Genomic DNA, 15187 nt, shown 5'->3' with positions numbered 1-15187 from the left:
GATCGCGTCCTGACGCCATGCGCGCAGAGCCCAGGATCCGCCTGCGTTCCAGGTAGTCGGTCCCAGGCTCGCGCGCATGGCGCTTGTCCTGCCTGCTCAACCGCCGCACTGCGCGGACTGTTCCGGTGCCGCCGCCGCGGCGACGGACTTGAACGGTCCGTGGCGTTCGATATGGCTGCGGGCATGCTGGCCCACGACCTGCTTCGCCTCGGCCACCGGAATGTCCTTGACCGCATCCGCGCACGGAATGCCGATGTCGGAATTCGCCTTCAGTCGGTTCATGTTGTGCCCGTTGAAGGCCTCCGTGTTGCCGCGATACAGGGCGACCATTCGTTGCTCCAGAACACCCGTCGTCATGCGGCTCGCGATACCGGTTACGGAATCCCCGGGGACGGTGGAGTAACGCGAGCAGTCGTCGAGCATCGGTTGCCCCCGCGATGGCGCCTTGCAGGCTCCGCCGCCGGTGGACGCGGGGCTGCTCGGTTCGGCGACGGCCGCGGCCGCAGGCGCAACGGCCGCCGCAGCGACCACCGGCAGTGCGGCCGAGGAGCTGCCACCGGAGGAAGCCGCGGCCACGGGGGCCGCCGGCGCCACGGTCGCGGTATCGGCTTGAGCCGGCGCCCACGGCGCGGCGGCTACCGCCGCCATCTGCGTGGTTCCGCCGAAAGTGAATCGCAAACCCGCCTGAACCGAGTGGGCCTGATCGTCGCTGCTCAAGTCGGCGCGGTATTCCACGAAACCGGTGGCGCTGGGCGTGAACGCGTAGGTCAGGCCCGCGCCCGCGTTGATCCGGTTGCGGTCCGGCGAGAAGCCGGTGATCGCGAACCCGGGCACTTGGGCCGCGGCGAAGTGGTTCTGCGTGCGTGGCGCATCGTTGCTCAGGTCGTGCAGGTAGCGGATGTCGAAGGTGGGACGCAGACGTCCCGCCTTGGCGACGAAACGCACGCCCGCGCCCACCGTGGTCGTGCGGTAGTCCTCGCCTTCCACGCGCAAGTTGGCCTCACCGGCGCCGGTTTCGATCACATCGTCCAAGCTCAAGCTGCTGTGATAGACGCCGACCAGCGGCTCGATGCTCGCGCTCGCCGTTTCGAAACGCCATCCCGCTTCGACCATCGCATACCAGCCGTCGGCATCGGCGTCGGCCCTGGCCGTGCGGTTGAACACGCCCACATGCACCGGACGGGTGACATCGAAGTTGGTTTTCGCGTAGCCGGCCGCGCCTTGCACCCATGCGCCGCCCTCGGGGCGCGGGGCGTAGCTGAAGTGAGCGCCGAGGTACCACTGATCGCCGTCGGCGCGATCGCCGCGACGCGGCACATCGAAGTCGGACTTGGCCATGCCGAGATGTCCGCCCGCGCGGAGGCCTTCGCCGAAGGGAGCGTCTGCGCCCAGGGTCACGCCCCACACATCGTTGTCGATATCGGCCAAGGTGTCGTTGCCCTCGAACGCGGCATCTCCGCCGAAGGTGGTGGCCCAAGCCGTGAAGCCATCGTCGGCGCGCTCGGTCCGTCCCACGTCGAGTTGCTGCCCGACGCTGCGTTGCAGGCGTTCGGCGCCGTAACGCGAGGCGCTGAGCAACGAGCCGTAGGTTTCGCCGGTCAGCGTGTCGAACATCGGCACCGCCTGCTCCGCGGTGACGCCGCGCGCGGCGGCCACGAGCTGTTCGACGGCGGGGTTGCCGCTATCGGCCAAGGCTTGCAGCGCGTTGGCGACCGCCAGTTGGTTAGCCGGCAGCCCCGGGAACTCGTTGAAGCGGTTGGCTTCCTCAAGACGCAGGAACACATCGCTGCCTTGCGTGAACAGGCTGGCGGCCAAGAACGGCAGCGCGTTCTGGGTGACCGAGGAGAAGCCGCTTCCGCTCAGGGTTTGCGCGTCGATGATGCGGTAATCGGTGATATCGGCGTAGGCCCCGGCTTGCGGCAGCGCCACCACGGTGCCGCCGTTGAGCGCGGCGGTGCCGGCGACGATTACGCTGTCGGTGGCGCCGGCGCCGTTCTGGCGCAGGATCACGCTGGAGGTGGGTGCGCTGGTGAAGCTCGCCACGTTCAGTGCCGTGCCGGGCGCGCTGGTGCCGGCCGCGGCGCCGGTCGCGCCCGGAAGGCCGCTCGGCGCCAGCTTTCCTGCCAGCGCCAGATTGCCGCCGATGGTGCCGTCGCCGACCAGGCTGCCGCCCGCCGCGACCGTGGTATCGCCCGCGAAGGTTCCGTCGACCACGAAGGTGCCACTGCCCGCACTGCCGTCGCCGATGGAGGCGGTGAGGAAATTGGCGGTGGTTCCGCTCGGCAGGACCAGGGTTCCCGGACCGACCAGTTTCAGATTCTCGAAGCCCGCGAACGCGGGGCTGGTCAGGGTGCCCTGCCCGCCTCCGCTCAGCGACAACAGATCGGTGCCGCCCTGCCCGTCGACCAGACCGGTCACGTTGGCCAATCCGGCCAGAGAGCTGTTGAACACGTCGTTTCCGCCGCCGAGACTGACCGTGCCGGCCACCGAACCCGATGGCGACAAGGTCAACACGTCGTCGAAGTTGCCGAAGGTCGCGGTGGTACCGGCCGCGCTGCTGATACCCGCGGTCACGCCATCGACCACGCTCAGCGCGCCGCCGCGGACGTCGAAATTGCCGGTGAAGCCGGACATCTCGCCGGTCAGGGCGACCGCGGAAGCGCCGTCCTTGATCAGGCCGCCGCTGCCGCCGACCGCGCCGCTCAGCGTGAACGGGTTGGCGCCGCCGAGCGTCAGTGCGGCCGCAGGGCCCACATCGATCGCGTTGCCCACATTCAAACCGGCGACGCTGGCCTGCAGGGCCCCATTGCCGCCGACTTGCAGCGCGCCGGTGCCCAGCGCGGTATTGCTGCCCACGTTGAGTTGGCCGCCGAGCAGATCGAATCCGCCGGAGAAGGTGTTGTTGCCGCTGATCGTGACCGCGCTCGGCCCCTTCAGGCCGAGACCGCCGCTGCCGCCGATATCGCCGGTGAGCGACAACGGCGCGGCATTGGCGATCGAGAGATCGCCGTTCAGGGCGAACGCGTTGTCCAAGGTGGCGCCGCTCAGCGAGCCCAGGTTGGCATCGCCGGCCACTGTCACTGCACCGGTGCCCAACGCCGCATCGCGATTGGCGACGACCGTGGAGCCCGCGCGCAGTTCGACGCCGCCGCTGAAGCCGCTGTTGTCGCCGCCCAGGCTCAACGCGCCTGTGCCACCGACGTTGAGGCCGCCCGTGCCGCTGAGCTGACCATTGAGGCCGAGGTTGCCGGTGCCGCCGAAGGTGAGGTCGGCATTCACTGCGACGTTGTTGGTCAGCTCTACGTCGGCGGACGAGGCCAGTGTGGCCGCGCCGTCGACCGTCAACCCGCCGGTGCCCAGTGCGGTGTTGCTGCCCACCGTCAGGGTGCCGCCGAGCAGATCGACGCCACCGCCGAACGTGTTGTTGCCGCCGAGCGTCACGCCGGCCGGACCGTTAACGCTCAGGGCGCCGGCGCCCGCGATGGGTCCCGCCAGCGTCAGGTCGTTCGCGCCGCCGATATCCAGCGACGCACCGCCGCCGAGGTTGATCGCGTTACCGAAGTTCAAGCCAGGCAGGCTGGCGCTCAGGTTGCCGCCCGGGCCCGACACGTTCAGTGCGCCGGTGCCGAGCGCGCCGGCGTTGCCCAGGCTCAGGCCGCCGCCGCCCGTCAGGTTGAGGCCGCCGCCGAAGGTGTTGGCGCCGTTGAGGCCCAACGTGCCGGTGCCGTTGAAGTTCAGGCCGCCTGCGCCGCCGATGGCGCCCGACAGCGACAGGTCGTTGGCGCCGCCGATGCCCAACGCCGCACCGGCGCCGAGGTTGATCGCGTTGCCCAGGTTCAGGCCGGGAGCGCCGCTCAAGTTGCCGCCCAGGCCAGACACGTTCAACGCACCCGTGCCCAGCGCGCCGGCGTTGCCGAGGTTCAGGCTGCCGCCGCCGCTTAGGCCCACGCCGCCGCCGAAGGTGTTGGCGCCGTTGAGGCCCAACGTGCCGGTGCCGCCGAAGTTCAAACCGCCCGCGCCGCCGATGGCGCCGGACAGCGACAGATCGTTCGCGCCGCCGATACCCAACGCCGCGCCACCGCCGAGATTGATGGCGTTGCCGAGGTTCAAACCGGGCAGGCCTGCGCTCAGGTTGCCGCCCAGACCCGACACGTTCAGTGCGCCGGTACCCAGCGCGCTGGCATTGCCCAGGTTCAGGCCGCCGCCGCCCGTCAGGCCGACGCCGCCGCCGAAGGTGTTCGCACCGTTGAGACTCAGCGTACCGGTGCCGCCGACGTTCAAACCGCCGGCGCCGTCGATGACGCCCGACAGCGACAGGTCGTTCGCGCCGCCGATGCCCAACGCCGCGCCACCGCCGAGGTTGATCGCGTTGCCGAGGTTCAAACCTGGCAGGCCGGCGCTCAGGTTGCCACCCAGACCCGACACGTTCAGTGCGCCGGTGCCCAGCGCGCCGGCATTGCCCAGGTTCAGGCCACCGCCGCCCGTCAGGCCGACGCCGCCGCCGAAGGTGTTCGCACCGTTGAGGCTCAACGTGCCGGTGCCGCCTAAGTTCAAGCCGCCCGCACCGTCGATGACGCCCGACAGCGACAGGTCATTCGCGCCGCCGATGCCCAGCGACACACCGACGCCGAGGTTGATCGCGTTGCCGAGATTTATGCCAGACAGGCCGGCGCTGAGATTGCCGCCCAGGCCCGACACGTTCAGCGCGCCCGTGCCCAAAGCACCGGCGTTGCCCAGGCTCAAGCCGCCGCCCGTCAGGGCGACGCCGCCGCCGAAGGTGTTGGCGCCGTTGAGGCCCAGCGTGCCGGTTCCGCTGACGTTCAAACCGCCCGCGCCGTCGATGACGCCCGACAGCGACAGATCGTTCGCACCGCCGATGCCCAGCGACGCACCGCCGCCGAGGTTGATCGCGTTGCCGAGATTAATGCCGGACAGGCCGGCCGCCAGGTTGCCGCCCAGGCCCGACACGTTCAGCGCGCCTGTGCCCAGCGCGCCGGCGTTGCCCAGGTTCAGGCTGCCGCCGCCGCTCAGGCCGAAGCCACCGCCGAAGCTGTTCGCACCGTTGAGGCCCAACGTGCCGGTGCCGCTGAAGTTCAAGCCGCCCGCGCCGTCGATGACGCCGGACAGCGACAAGTCGTTGGCACCACCAATGCCCAGCGCCGCGCCGGTGCCGAGGTTGATCGCGTTACCGAGGTTCAGGCCGGAAAGGCCGGTGCTCAGATTGCCGCCCAGGCCCGACACGTTCAACGCGCCCGTGCCCAAAGCACCGGCGTTGCCGAGGTTCAGGTTGCCGCCGCCGCTGAAGCCGAAGCCACCGCCGAAGGTGTTCGCACCATTGAGGCTCAGCGTACCGGTGCCGCCGAAGTTCAAACCGCCCGCGCCGCCGATGACGCCCGACAGCGACAGGTCGTTCGCACCGCCGATGCCCAGCGCCGCGCCGCCGCCGAGGTTGATCGCGTTGCCCAGGTTCAGGCCGGATATGCCGGTCGCCAGGCTGCCGCCCAGGCCCGACACGTTCAACGCGCCCGTGCCCAGCGCGCCGGCATTGCCGAGGTTTAGGTTGCCGCCGCCGCTGAGGCCGAAGCCGCCGCCGAACGTGTTCGCGCCGTTGAGCGCAAGCGTGCCGGTGCCGCTGAAGTTCAGGCCGCCCGCGCCGTCGATGACGCCCGACAGAGTCAGGCCGTTAGTGCCGCCGATGTCGAGCGCCACACCGCCGCCGAGGTTGATCGCGTTGCCGAGGTTCAGGCCCGCAACGCTGGCGCTGAGGCCTGCATTGCCCAATACATCCAACGAGCCGGTGCCCAGTGCACCCGCATTGCCCAGCACCAGGCTGCCTGCGTTGAGGTCGACGCCGCCAGTGAAGTTGTTGGCGCCAGAGAGCACCAGGGTCCCGGTGTCGTTCTTTACCAGTCCGCCGGTACCCGAGATCTGCGCCGAAATCGTTCCGGTCAGCCCCGCGTCCACGCGGATGATCGTGCTGGCATTGTTGGTCGTGAGCACACCGGCGAGGCCGCCGGCGATCTCGTAACCGTTGGAGGCGAACTGCAGACCGCCGAATTCCACCGGGCCGACGACGCTCACCACGCCCGCCGTGCCTTGGAGCACGCCGAAGGCACCGTTCACCCAGCCGCTGTTGGCGGTGCCGTTGACGTTGGTCCAGTTGGACGTAGGCGTAGCGGTCCAAATGCCTGCTCCGCCACCGACACTGCCGTCAGGCAACACGCCGATACCGTCCCAGAATTGCACGACGGCACCGGCGTTGACGGCGAGGTTGATCTGATTCGCCACGCCCGTCTGCACCTGGACGCTGTCCGGCGAGAACGGCCCCGGCAGCGAGCCGAGCAGCAGTCCCCGATCGTCCAGGGCGCCTGTGTAGCCGATCAGCTGATAAACGCCCGGTCCGAATCCGCCGATGTTGTTGACATTGATGGTGCCGTCGAGGGTGAGGTTGCCATTGACGACGACCCGATCGTTGATGCCGCCTGCGGCACCCAGGTCGTAGTTGAGCATCGCACCGCTGCCCAGGAACAACGATCCCATGGTGAGGGTGCCGGCTGCGCCGATACTGCCCGCGTTGAGCGCGCCGTTGAGCGTCACGTCGCCCAAACTGCCGGTACCGGTCAGCGTGGCGCCCGCATTGATGGTGGTCGGCGAAAGCAGCGAACCGTTCACCGATAGCGTGCCGGACTGAACCGTGGTGCCGCCGCCGAAGGTATTCGCGCCGTTGAGGCTCAGCGTGCCGGTGCCGTTGAAGTTCAAGCCGCCTGCGCCGTCGATGACGCCCGACAGCGACAGATCGTTCGCACCGCCGATGCCCAGCGATGCGCCGGCACCGAGATTGATCGCGTTGCCGATGTTCAGACCAGGCAAGCCGACGCTCAGGTTGCCGCCCAGGCCCGACAGATTCAGCGCGCCCGTGCCCAAGGCACCTGCGTTGCCCAGGTTCAGGCCTCCGCCGCCAGTGAGATTGACGCCGCCGCCGAAGGTGTTCGCACCGTTGAGGCTCAACGTGCCGGTGCCGCCTAAGTTCAAGCCGCCTGCGCCGTCGATGACGCCCGACAGCGACAGATCGTTCGCACCGCCGATGCTCAGCGACGCACCGCCGCCGAGGTTGATCGCGTTGCCCAGGTTCAAACCGGGCAGGCTGGCGCTCAGGTTGCCGCCCAGGCCCGACAGATTCAGTGCGCCCGTGCCCAGCGCGCCAGCATTGCCCAGGTTCAGGCTGCCGCCACCGCTCAGACCTAAACCACCGCCGAAGGTGTTCGCACCGTTGAGGCTCAAGGTGCCGGTGCCACCGAAGTTCAAACCACCCGCGCCGTCGATGATCCCGGACAGCGACAGGTCGTTCGCACCGCCGATGCCCAGTGATGCGCCGCCACCGAGGTTGATCGCGTTGCCCAGGTTCAGACCGGGCAAGCTGACGCTCAAGTTGCCGCCCACACCCGTCAGGTTCAGGGCGCCCGTGCCCAGCGCTCCGGCGTTGCCGAGGTTCAGAGTGCCGCCACCGCTCAGGCCTAAACCGCCGCCGAACGTATTCGCACCGTTGAGGCTCAACGTGCCGGTGCCGCCGAAGTTCAAACCACCCGTGCCGCCGATGATTCCGGACAGCGACAGATCGTTCGCGCCGCCAATGCCCAGCGACGCACTGCCGCCGAGGTTGATCGCGTTGCCCAGGTTCAGACCAGGCAAGCCGACGCTCAGGTTGCCGCCCAGGCCCGACAGGTTCAGCGCGCCCGTACCCAGCGCGCCAGCGTTACCCAGGTTCAGGGTGCCGCCACCGCTCAGGCCGAAGCCACCGCCGAAGGTGTTCGCGCCGTTGAGGCTCAACGTGCCGGTGCCGCCGAAGTTCAAACCGCCCGTACCGCCGATGATTCCGGACAGCGACAGGTCGTTCGCGCCGCCGATGCCCAGCGACGCGCCGCCGCCGAGGCTGATCGCGTTGCCGAGGTTCAGACCGGGCAAGCCGACGCTCAGGTTGCCGCCCAGACCCGACAGGTTCAGTGCGCCGGTGCCCAGCGCCCCGGCGTTGCCGAGGTTCAGGCCGCCGCCGCCGCTCAGGTTGAAGCCGCCGCCGAAGGTGTTCGCACCGTTGAGGCTCAACGTGCCGGTGCCGCCGAAGTTCAAACCGCCCGTGCCGCCGATGATCCCGGACAGCGACAGGTCGTTGGCGCCGCCGATGCCCAGCGACACGCCGCCACCGAGGTTGATCGCATTGCCGAAATTCAGACCGGGCAGGCCGGCGCTGAGATTGCCGCCCAGACCCGACAGGTTCAGTGCGCCGGTGCCCAGCGCCCCGGCGTTGCCGAGGTTCAGGCCGCCGCCGCCGCTCAGGTTGAAGCCACCGCCGAAGGTGTTCGCACCGTTGAGGCTCAACGTGCCGGTGCCGCCGAAGTTCAGACCACCCGTGCCGCCGATGATCCCGGACAGCGACAGATCGTTCGCACCGCCGATGCCCAGCGACGCACCGCCGCCGAGGTTGATCGCGTTGCCGAGGTTCAGGCCGGGCAGGCCGACGCTCAGGTTGCCGCCCAGACCCGACAGATTCAGTGCGCCCGTGCCCAGCGCGCCAGCGTTGCCGAGGTTCAGGCTGCCGCCACCGCTCAGGCCGAAGCCGCCGCCGAAGGTGTTCGCGCCGTTGAGGCTCAGCGTGCCGGTGCCGCCGAAGTTCAGACCGCCCGTGCCGTCGATGATCCCGGACAGCGACAGGTCATTGGCGCCGCCGATGCCCAGCGAAGCACTGCCGCCGAGATTGATCGCGTTGCCGAGGTTCAAACCGGGCAAGCCGAAGCTCAGGTTGCCGCCCAGACCCGACAGGTTCAATGCGCCCGTGCCCAGTGCGCCGGCGTTGCCCAGGTTCAGGTTGCCGCCGCCGCTCAGGCCGAAGCCACCGCCGAAGGTGTTCGCGCCGTTGAGGCTCAGCGTGCCGGTGCCGCCGAAGTTCAAACCGCCCGTACCGCCGATGATCCCGGACAGCGACAGGTCGTTGGCGCCGCCGATGCCCAGCGAAGCAGCTCCGCCGAGATTGATCGCGTTGCCGAGATTCAGACCGGGCAGGCCGACGCTCAGGTTGCCGCCCAGGCCCGACACGTTCAAAGCGCCCGTGCTCAGTGCGCCGGCGTTGCCCAGGTTCAGGCCACCGCCGCCGCTCAGGCCGAAGCCTCCGCCGAAGCTGTTCGCACCGTTGAGGCTCAACGCACCGGTGCCGCTGAAGTTCAGGCCGCCCGCGCCGCCGATGACGCCCGACAGGGCCAGGCCGTTAGTGCCGCCGATGTCGAGCGCCGCACCGGCGCCGAGGTTGATCGCATTGCCGATATCGAGCCCACCGATGTTCGCTCCGAACCCGGCATTGCCGGTTACGTTGAGCGCGCCGGTGCCCAGCGCGCCTGCGTTCCCCAGGAACAGGCCGCCGGCCGACAGATTCAACCCGCCATTGAACGTATTGGCGCCGTTGAGGCTCAAGGTGCCGGTGCCCAGCTTGAGAAGACCGCCGGCCCCGCCGATGGTGCCGTCAAAACTGCCATCCAGTCCCAGCCCGCCTATCGACAGTAGATTGCCGCCCAGGCCGATGCTGCCGGCGCCGCTCAGATTGCCGAACGAGGCGTCGAAACCATTGAGATTCAGGGTGCCCGCTGCGCCCAGGTTGACGCCGCTGCCGCCGAACAAACCAGCGGTAAGCGCATCGCCGAACTGCAGCGTGCCGAAGTCGACGGAAATGCCGGTGCCGGTGCCCAACAACCCGCCACCCGACAGCGTCAGCAAGCCGTTGCTGCCGGCCGAGCCGAAGTTGAGCGTGCCGCCCGCGCCCAGATTGAGGCCGCCGCCCCACCCCGCGCTGAGTCCGGCGCCGACCGACAACCGGCCGCCCGCTCCTGCCCCGAGATTGAGCGCGTTGCCGAACGTCCCGTTGAGTCCGAGGATCAGCTCGCCGCCGCCCAGATTCACCGCTCCGGTGCTGAAGGCGCCCAGATGATTGGCGCGCAAGCGGCCGCCGTTGAGCGAGAAGCCACCGGTGAACGCATTGGCGCCGTTCAAGGTCAACAGATTGGGACCGGCGTAGCTGACCCCGCCGTTGCCGGAGATCGCGCCACTCATGCTCCAGTCGAAATCGCCGCCGAGCGTCAAGTTCGCGCCGGGCGAGAGATTGATCGCGTTGGCGAAATTGAAACCGGCGAAGCCCGGGCCGAACCCCGCGTTGCCGGTGACGTTGAACAGCCCGGTACCGAGCGCGTCCGCATTGCCCAGTTGCAGCGTACCGCTGCCCAGGTTGAAGCCGCCGCCCCAGCTCGCGTTGTTTCCGCTCAGGTTGAGCACGCCGGTGCCGTTCATGGTCAGGCCGCCGATGCCGCTGAGATTGCCCGCCAATCCCAGGTTGTTGGCGCCGCCGAGGCTCAGGTTGGCATTGAGCGCGATCGCGTTCGCCAGCGTCACCGCGGCGCTCGACTCGAGCGTGGCCGCCCCATTGATCGCCAAAGTGCCGGTACCGAGCGCCAGGCTGTTGCCGACGCTCAAGGTACCGCCGCCCAGCGCCAAGCCGCCGCCGAAGGTGTTGGCGCCCGACAGCGACAGCCGGCCCGCACCGTTCCAGTTCAAACCGCCGGTGCCGCCGATCACGCCGCCGAAGTCCGAGTCGAGCCCGGTCGCTCCCAACGACAGGAAACCGCTGCCGAGCGAAAGGCTGCCCGAGCCGGTCAAACGGCCCAGCGTGGCGTTCACCCCATTGAGATTGAACGCGCCCGAGCCGCCGACATTGAACGCGGCGTTCGCCAGCAATCCGCCATTGAATCCCGCGCCCAAGCCCAGCGTGCCGAAATCCGCGGACAGCGCGGCGCCAGCACCGATCGACGAGCCGGCGCCCCAGTTGAGCAGCAATCCGCCGGTCGCGCCGCTCGCGCCAAAGCCCAAGTTGGCGCCAGCGCCCAGATTGAAGTTGCCGCCCAGCGTGGCGTTGAACCCAGTGCCCGCCGAGATCGTGGCGCCCAGGCCGCCGCCGAGATTGAAGGCATTGCCGAACACGCCGTTGGCGCCCAAGCGCAGCGAGGTACCGCCGCCCAGGCCGACCGCGCCGGTACCGAAGGCCAAGGTGTTGCCGGCGAAAACGCTGCCGCTGTTGAGCGCCAGACCACCGCCGAAGCTGTTCGCGCCCGACAACGACAACAGGCCCGTGCCGTTCCAGTTCAAGCCGCCCGTACCGCTGATCGCGCCGCTGAAGGTCGAGTCCAGACCACCGGTGCCGCCCAGCGAGAGGGAGCCGCTGCCCAGGGAGAAACCACCCGCGCCGGTCAGACGCCCCAGCGTCGTGTTGATACCGTTGAGATTGAACGCGGCGCCGCCGGCGACATTGAGCTCGGCGTCGCCCAGCAGGCCGCCGTTGAAGCCGGCGCCCAAGCCCAGTGATCCGAAATCCGCCGACAACTTCGCACCGGCGCCGAGGGTCGATCCGGCGCCCCAATTGAGTTGCAATCCGCCCGTCGCGACCGCGCGCCCGAACGCCAGCGACGAACCGGCGCCCAGATTGACGTTGCCTCCCAGCGTCGCATTGAAGCCGGTCCCGGCCGAGACCGTCGCGCCGAGGCCACCAGCGAGATTGATCGCATTGGTGAAGCTGCCGTTCGCGCCCAAGGTCAGCGACGTGCCGCCGCCCAGACCGATCGCGCCGGTGCCGAACGCCCCAAGACTGCCGCCAAACACGCTACCCGCATTGACCGTCAAGCCGCCGCCGAAGGTGTTGGCTCCCGACAGCGACAACAGACCCGTGCCGTTCCAGTCCAGGCCTCCCGCGCCACTCATGACGCCGCTGAAGGTCGAGTTCAATCCGGTGGCGCCCAGCGACAGACGGCCGGCGCCGAGATTGGCCGAGCCGACACCGTTGAGCGATCCAAGCGTCATCGAGCCGGCGGTCAAGCCGGTCATGTCGAGACCGCCGCCGGCATTAAGCGTGAGGCGCGCGGTGCCGCCCGTGCTGGTGCCGAGGAAGCGCGCCGTGCCGCCGGTGTTGACGCCGATCGTGGCATCGCCGGCGCTGCCCGAACCGTTGAAGTTGAGATTCCCGCCGACCGTGAGGGTGGAGGTGCCCGCCGTGCTGGAGCCCTGGAACAGCGCAGTGCCGCCGGTAGCGACACCGATCGTCGACGTACCCGCCGTAGCCGTGCCGTCGAAACCCAGGTTGCCGTTGGCGCCGACATTGATCAGCGAACTGGCGGCCGTGGTGCCGGCGCCGTTGAAATTGAGCGCCCCCGTCCCTGTCACCCCGACGTTGAACACGGAGTTGAACAGCGAGGTGTTCTCGATGCCCGTGCCGGTCACATTCAAGGTCGCACCAGCAGCGGTGCCAAGGTTGAAGGTGTACTGCGGCGCGAATGCGCTGAACCGCAGCGTCCCGATCGAACTGTTCGTGCCGTTGCCGAAGGACACCGCAGGAACGAAAGAGGCGTCGAAGATCGCCGTGCCCGTAGGCACCGAGCCCGAACTCCAGCTTCCGCCGTTTGTCCACACGCCACCGCCTGTACCCGTCCAAGTCGCATCCTGAGCGGCGGCCACGACGGGCACCGCCAGCTGCAGAAGAATCATCAACTGCAGCCCGATCCGGATGTTCCGGCTGAGAGGGTGCAAACATGCGGTTTTACGCGGTTCACCGTTCCATTTTTTGCTGAAACGATTGACCCAGAAACGACTGGTGGCGTTCTTCCGCATGACCGCTCTCCCCTGCATCAACGTATGGATACGACGGCGTGCCTTTCCCGAGACCTGCTCATGAATTGCATGAGTGCGAAATAAGGCTGGAGTGGTACGTGAGCTGCGTCTCAAATTGAGAGCAACGATCGTTCTGCCATGTCCAATTAATGTGCCGAATGCGCGCGAAAAAGCGTTGAATTCGTGAGCCTTTCTACACCTATTTGCGAAAGATTCATGTCTACTGCGACATGTGAAAGCCCCCGCGCGAAAAACATGAGCGGGAAAAAAACCCGTAATTTCAATCTGTTCAAGAATAATGTGAACAAGGTCGTTCAGCCTTTTGTCCGACCTTGGTAACCGGTTAGGGAAACCGGACGTGGACATTGACGACACGGAGTCCATTCGAATGCATATGGAAGACCGAGTACGGCGCGCGAGATTGCAAGCCAAGCTGTCGCAACAAGAATTGGCGAGCAAGATCGGCGTGCAACGCAGCGCAGTAGCGCAATGGGAAAAGAACGGGGGCAATCTGCCCTCGATGAATCACCTGATCGAAATTGCGTTGGCGACCGAGGTGACCTTGGAGTGGCTAGGAACGGGACGAGGCCCGATCAAACCCGACAACGAAACCTGGACACCCGCGGTTCGAAGCCTCGACTACGCCCAGGACGAGATCGAGTATCAATGCCTACAAGACCTGAGACGCCTTCCTCATCAGTTGCGGGAAAGTCTGGCCGGCATCATCGCCATCCTCGCGAAGAGTTACCCCTAGCGCGACTGCTAACGCGGCGGCTCAGCCTAGGCGCCCGCTCTCGCTTCTTATAGCTCTCAGAGCGCTCCGCTCCAGTGTGGTCAGCGGGCCCCTAGCCAATTTGGGCAGCAAGCTGCCGCCCAATTGGCGCGAGGGACAGGAAATCGATCAGATTTCACCGGCTAACTAGGTGTAACCCATCTATTGGTAAAAGCGTCCGCTGAAATTCCCGCGCTCAACCGGCGACCGCGCCCTCGGCCGCCAGCGCCACCGACAGCACGCGTTCGTCGTCGCCGCGCGGCGCGGACACCAGCAGACTCGTCGGCAAGCCCTGGCCGTCGACGCCGCTGGGCAGTGCGACTCCGGGCATGTCGAGAAAGCTGCCGAGCATGGTCAGACGCAAGGTCGCCAGATTGGTCTTGAAGAACAGGTCCATGTCGGCTTCCAGCGGCGCCAGTTCCGGCGCGACGTGCGCGACCGTCGGCAATACCAGGATCGCGCCGTCGAGCTCGCGGTGGACCTGTGCGATCAAGCGCTCGCGCGCCCATTGAAGTTGCACGTAGTCGACCGCGCGGAACTCGCGCGCGCTCTCCAGGCGCTTGCGTACGCGCGGGTCGAGCCGCTCGGCGTCGGGCGAGGCCAGCAGGGCTTCGTGCACGGCCAGCGCTTCCGGCGCCGCCATCCAACCTAAGCGCTGGATCAGCGCCTGGGTTTCATGCAAGGCGTCGACGCGGCGGCGTTCGACGCGCGCGCCGCGTTCGCCGAGCCGCTTCAGCGCTTCGGTCAGACGGTCGCGCACCGCCGGCTGCACGCGCTCGTCGTCGACAAAGGCCTCGTCGACGACGAAGACCTGGCCTTGCAGCGAGGCCGGCGCCACCAGCGCCGGTCGGCCGCGCAAGACCGCGTCGATCAGCGCGCAATCTTCGACGTTGCGCGCGATCGGCCCCAGGGAATCGAGGCTGCGCGACAACGGAAACACGCCCGAGCCCGGGTAATGCGCGCCGGAGGACTTGAATCCGACCAGACCGTTGAACGCGGCCGGTATTCGCACCGAGCCGGCCGTGTCGGTGCCCATCGCGATCGGCACCACGCCCAGCGCGACCGCGATCGCCGAACCCGACGAAGATCCACCAGGCACGCGCGCCGTGCGCGTATCGTGCGGATTACGCGGCGTGCCGTAATGCGGGTTGAGACCGAGTCCGGAGAACGCGAATTCGACCAGATTGGTTTTGCCGACGCAGACCAGGCCGGCGCGGGTGGCGCGTTCGACCAGCGCAGCGTCGGCGGCCGCCGGCGGATGCCCGGCGAACACCGCCGCGCCGGCGGTGGTGACGGTGCCGCGCACGTCGAACAAGTCCTTCCACGCCACCGGCACGCCGTCGAGCGGACTCAGCGGTTCGCCGCGGCGCCAACGCTGCGCCGAGGCCTCGGCTTCGGCACGCGCACGTTCGGCGATCAGGGTGATGAAGACGTGGCGCGTGTCGGCGGCGCGGCTCAGGCAGCGGTCGAGCACCTCGACCGGATCGAGACGGCCGGAGGCGTAAGCGCGGCCGAGGGCGGCGGCGCTTGTCAGGTCGGTGTCGTTCACGCGTGGGGAATCTCGAGAGGCGGAGGGCGCCGTGCGGATCGCGCCGACGGCCGATCGCAGCGACGGTACCAGAGCGGCACCGGCGATCGCGAGGCTGCGTTGGAGGAAGCGACGGCGCGCGTCGTCGTCGAAAGGCATGCGCACAGCCTAGCCGGCGCCGACGCGCGCCACTGCGT

General features: G+C 68.2%; 3 protein-coding genes. 1 reads left to right on the top strand and 2 read right to left on the bottom strand.

Features of this window, described 5'->3' with window-relative positions; translation table 11 throughout:
• Positions 1-96 precede the first annotated feature (96 nt).
• Positions 97-12456 carry a FimV/HubP family polar landmark protein gene (locus ACTOWJ_RS14615; RefSeq protein WP_441335357.1) on the bottom strand — a complete coding sequence of 4120 codons (12360 nt, stop codon included), beginning with the start codon at positions 12454-12456 and terminating at the stop codon, positions 97-99.
• Positions 12457-13048: 592 nt separating this feature from the next.
• Here ACTOWJ_RS14615 and ACTOWJ_RS14610 point away from each other — a divergent pair.
• On the top strand, positions 13049-13444 hold the full coding sequence (locus ACTOWJ_RS14610; protein WP_441335356.1) for a helix-turn-helix transcriptional regulator: 396 nt from the start codon (positions 13049-13051) through the stop codon (positions 13442-13444).
• Between the two features lie 214 nt (positions 13445-13658).
• Here ACTOWJ_RS14610 and ACTOWJ_RS14605 read toward each other — a convergent pair whose 3' ends face one another.
• Positions 13659-15011, bottom strand: coding sequence for an amidase (locus ACTOWJ_RS14605; RefSeq protein ID WP_441335355.1), 1353 nt, complete (start codon positions 15009-15011; stop codon positions 13659-13661).
• Between the last annotated feature and the right edge of the window lie 176 nt (positions 15012-15187).

The organism is Lysobacter sp. CA199 (assembly GCF_052078715.1).
Taxonomy (GTDB): Bacteria; Pseudomonadota; Gammaproteobacteria; order Xanthomonadales; family Xanthomonadaceae; genus Lysobacter.
This window is presented reverse-complemented; position numbering and strand designations above follow the sequence as displayed.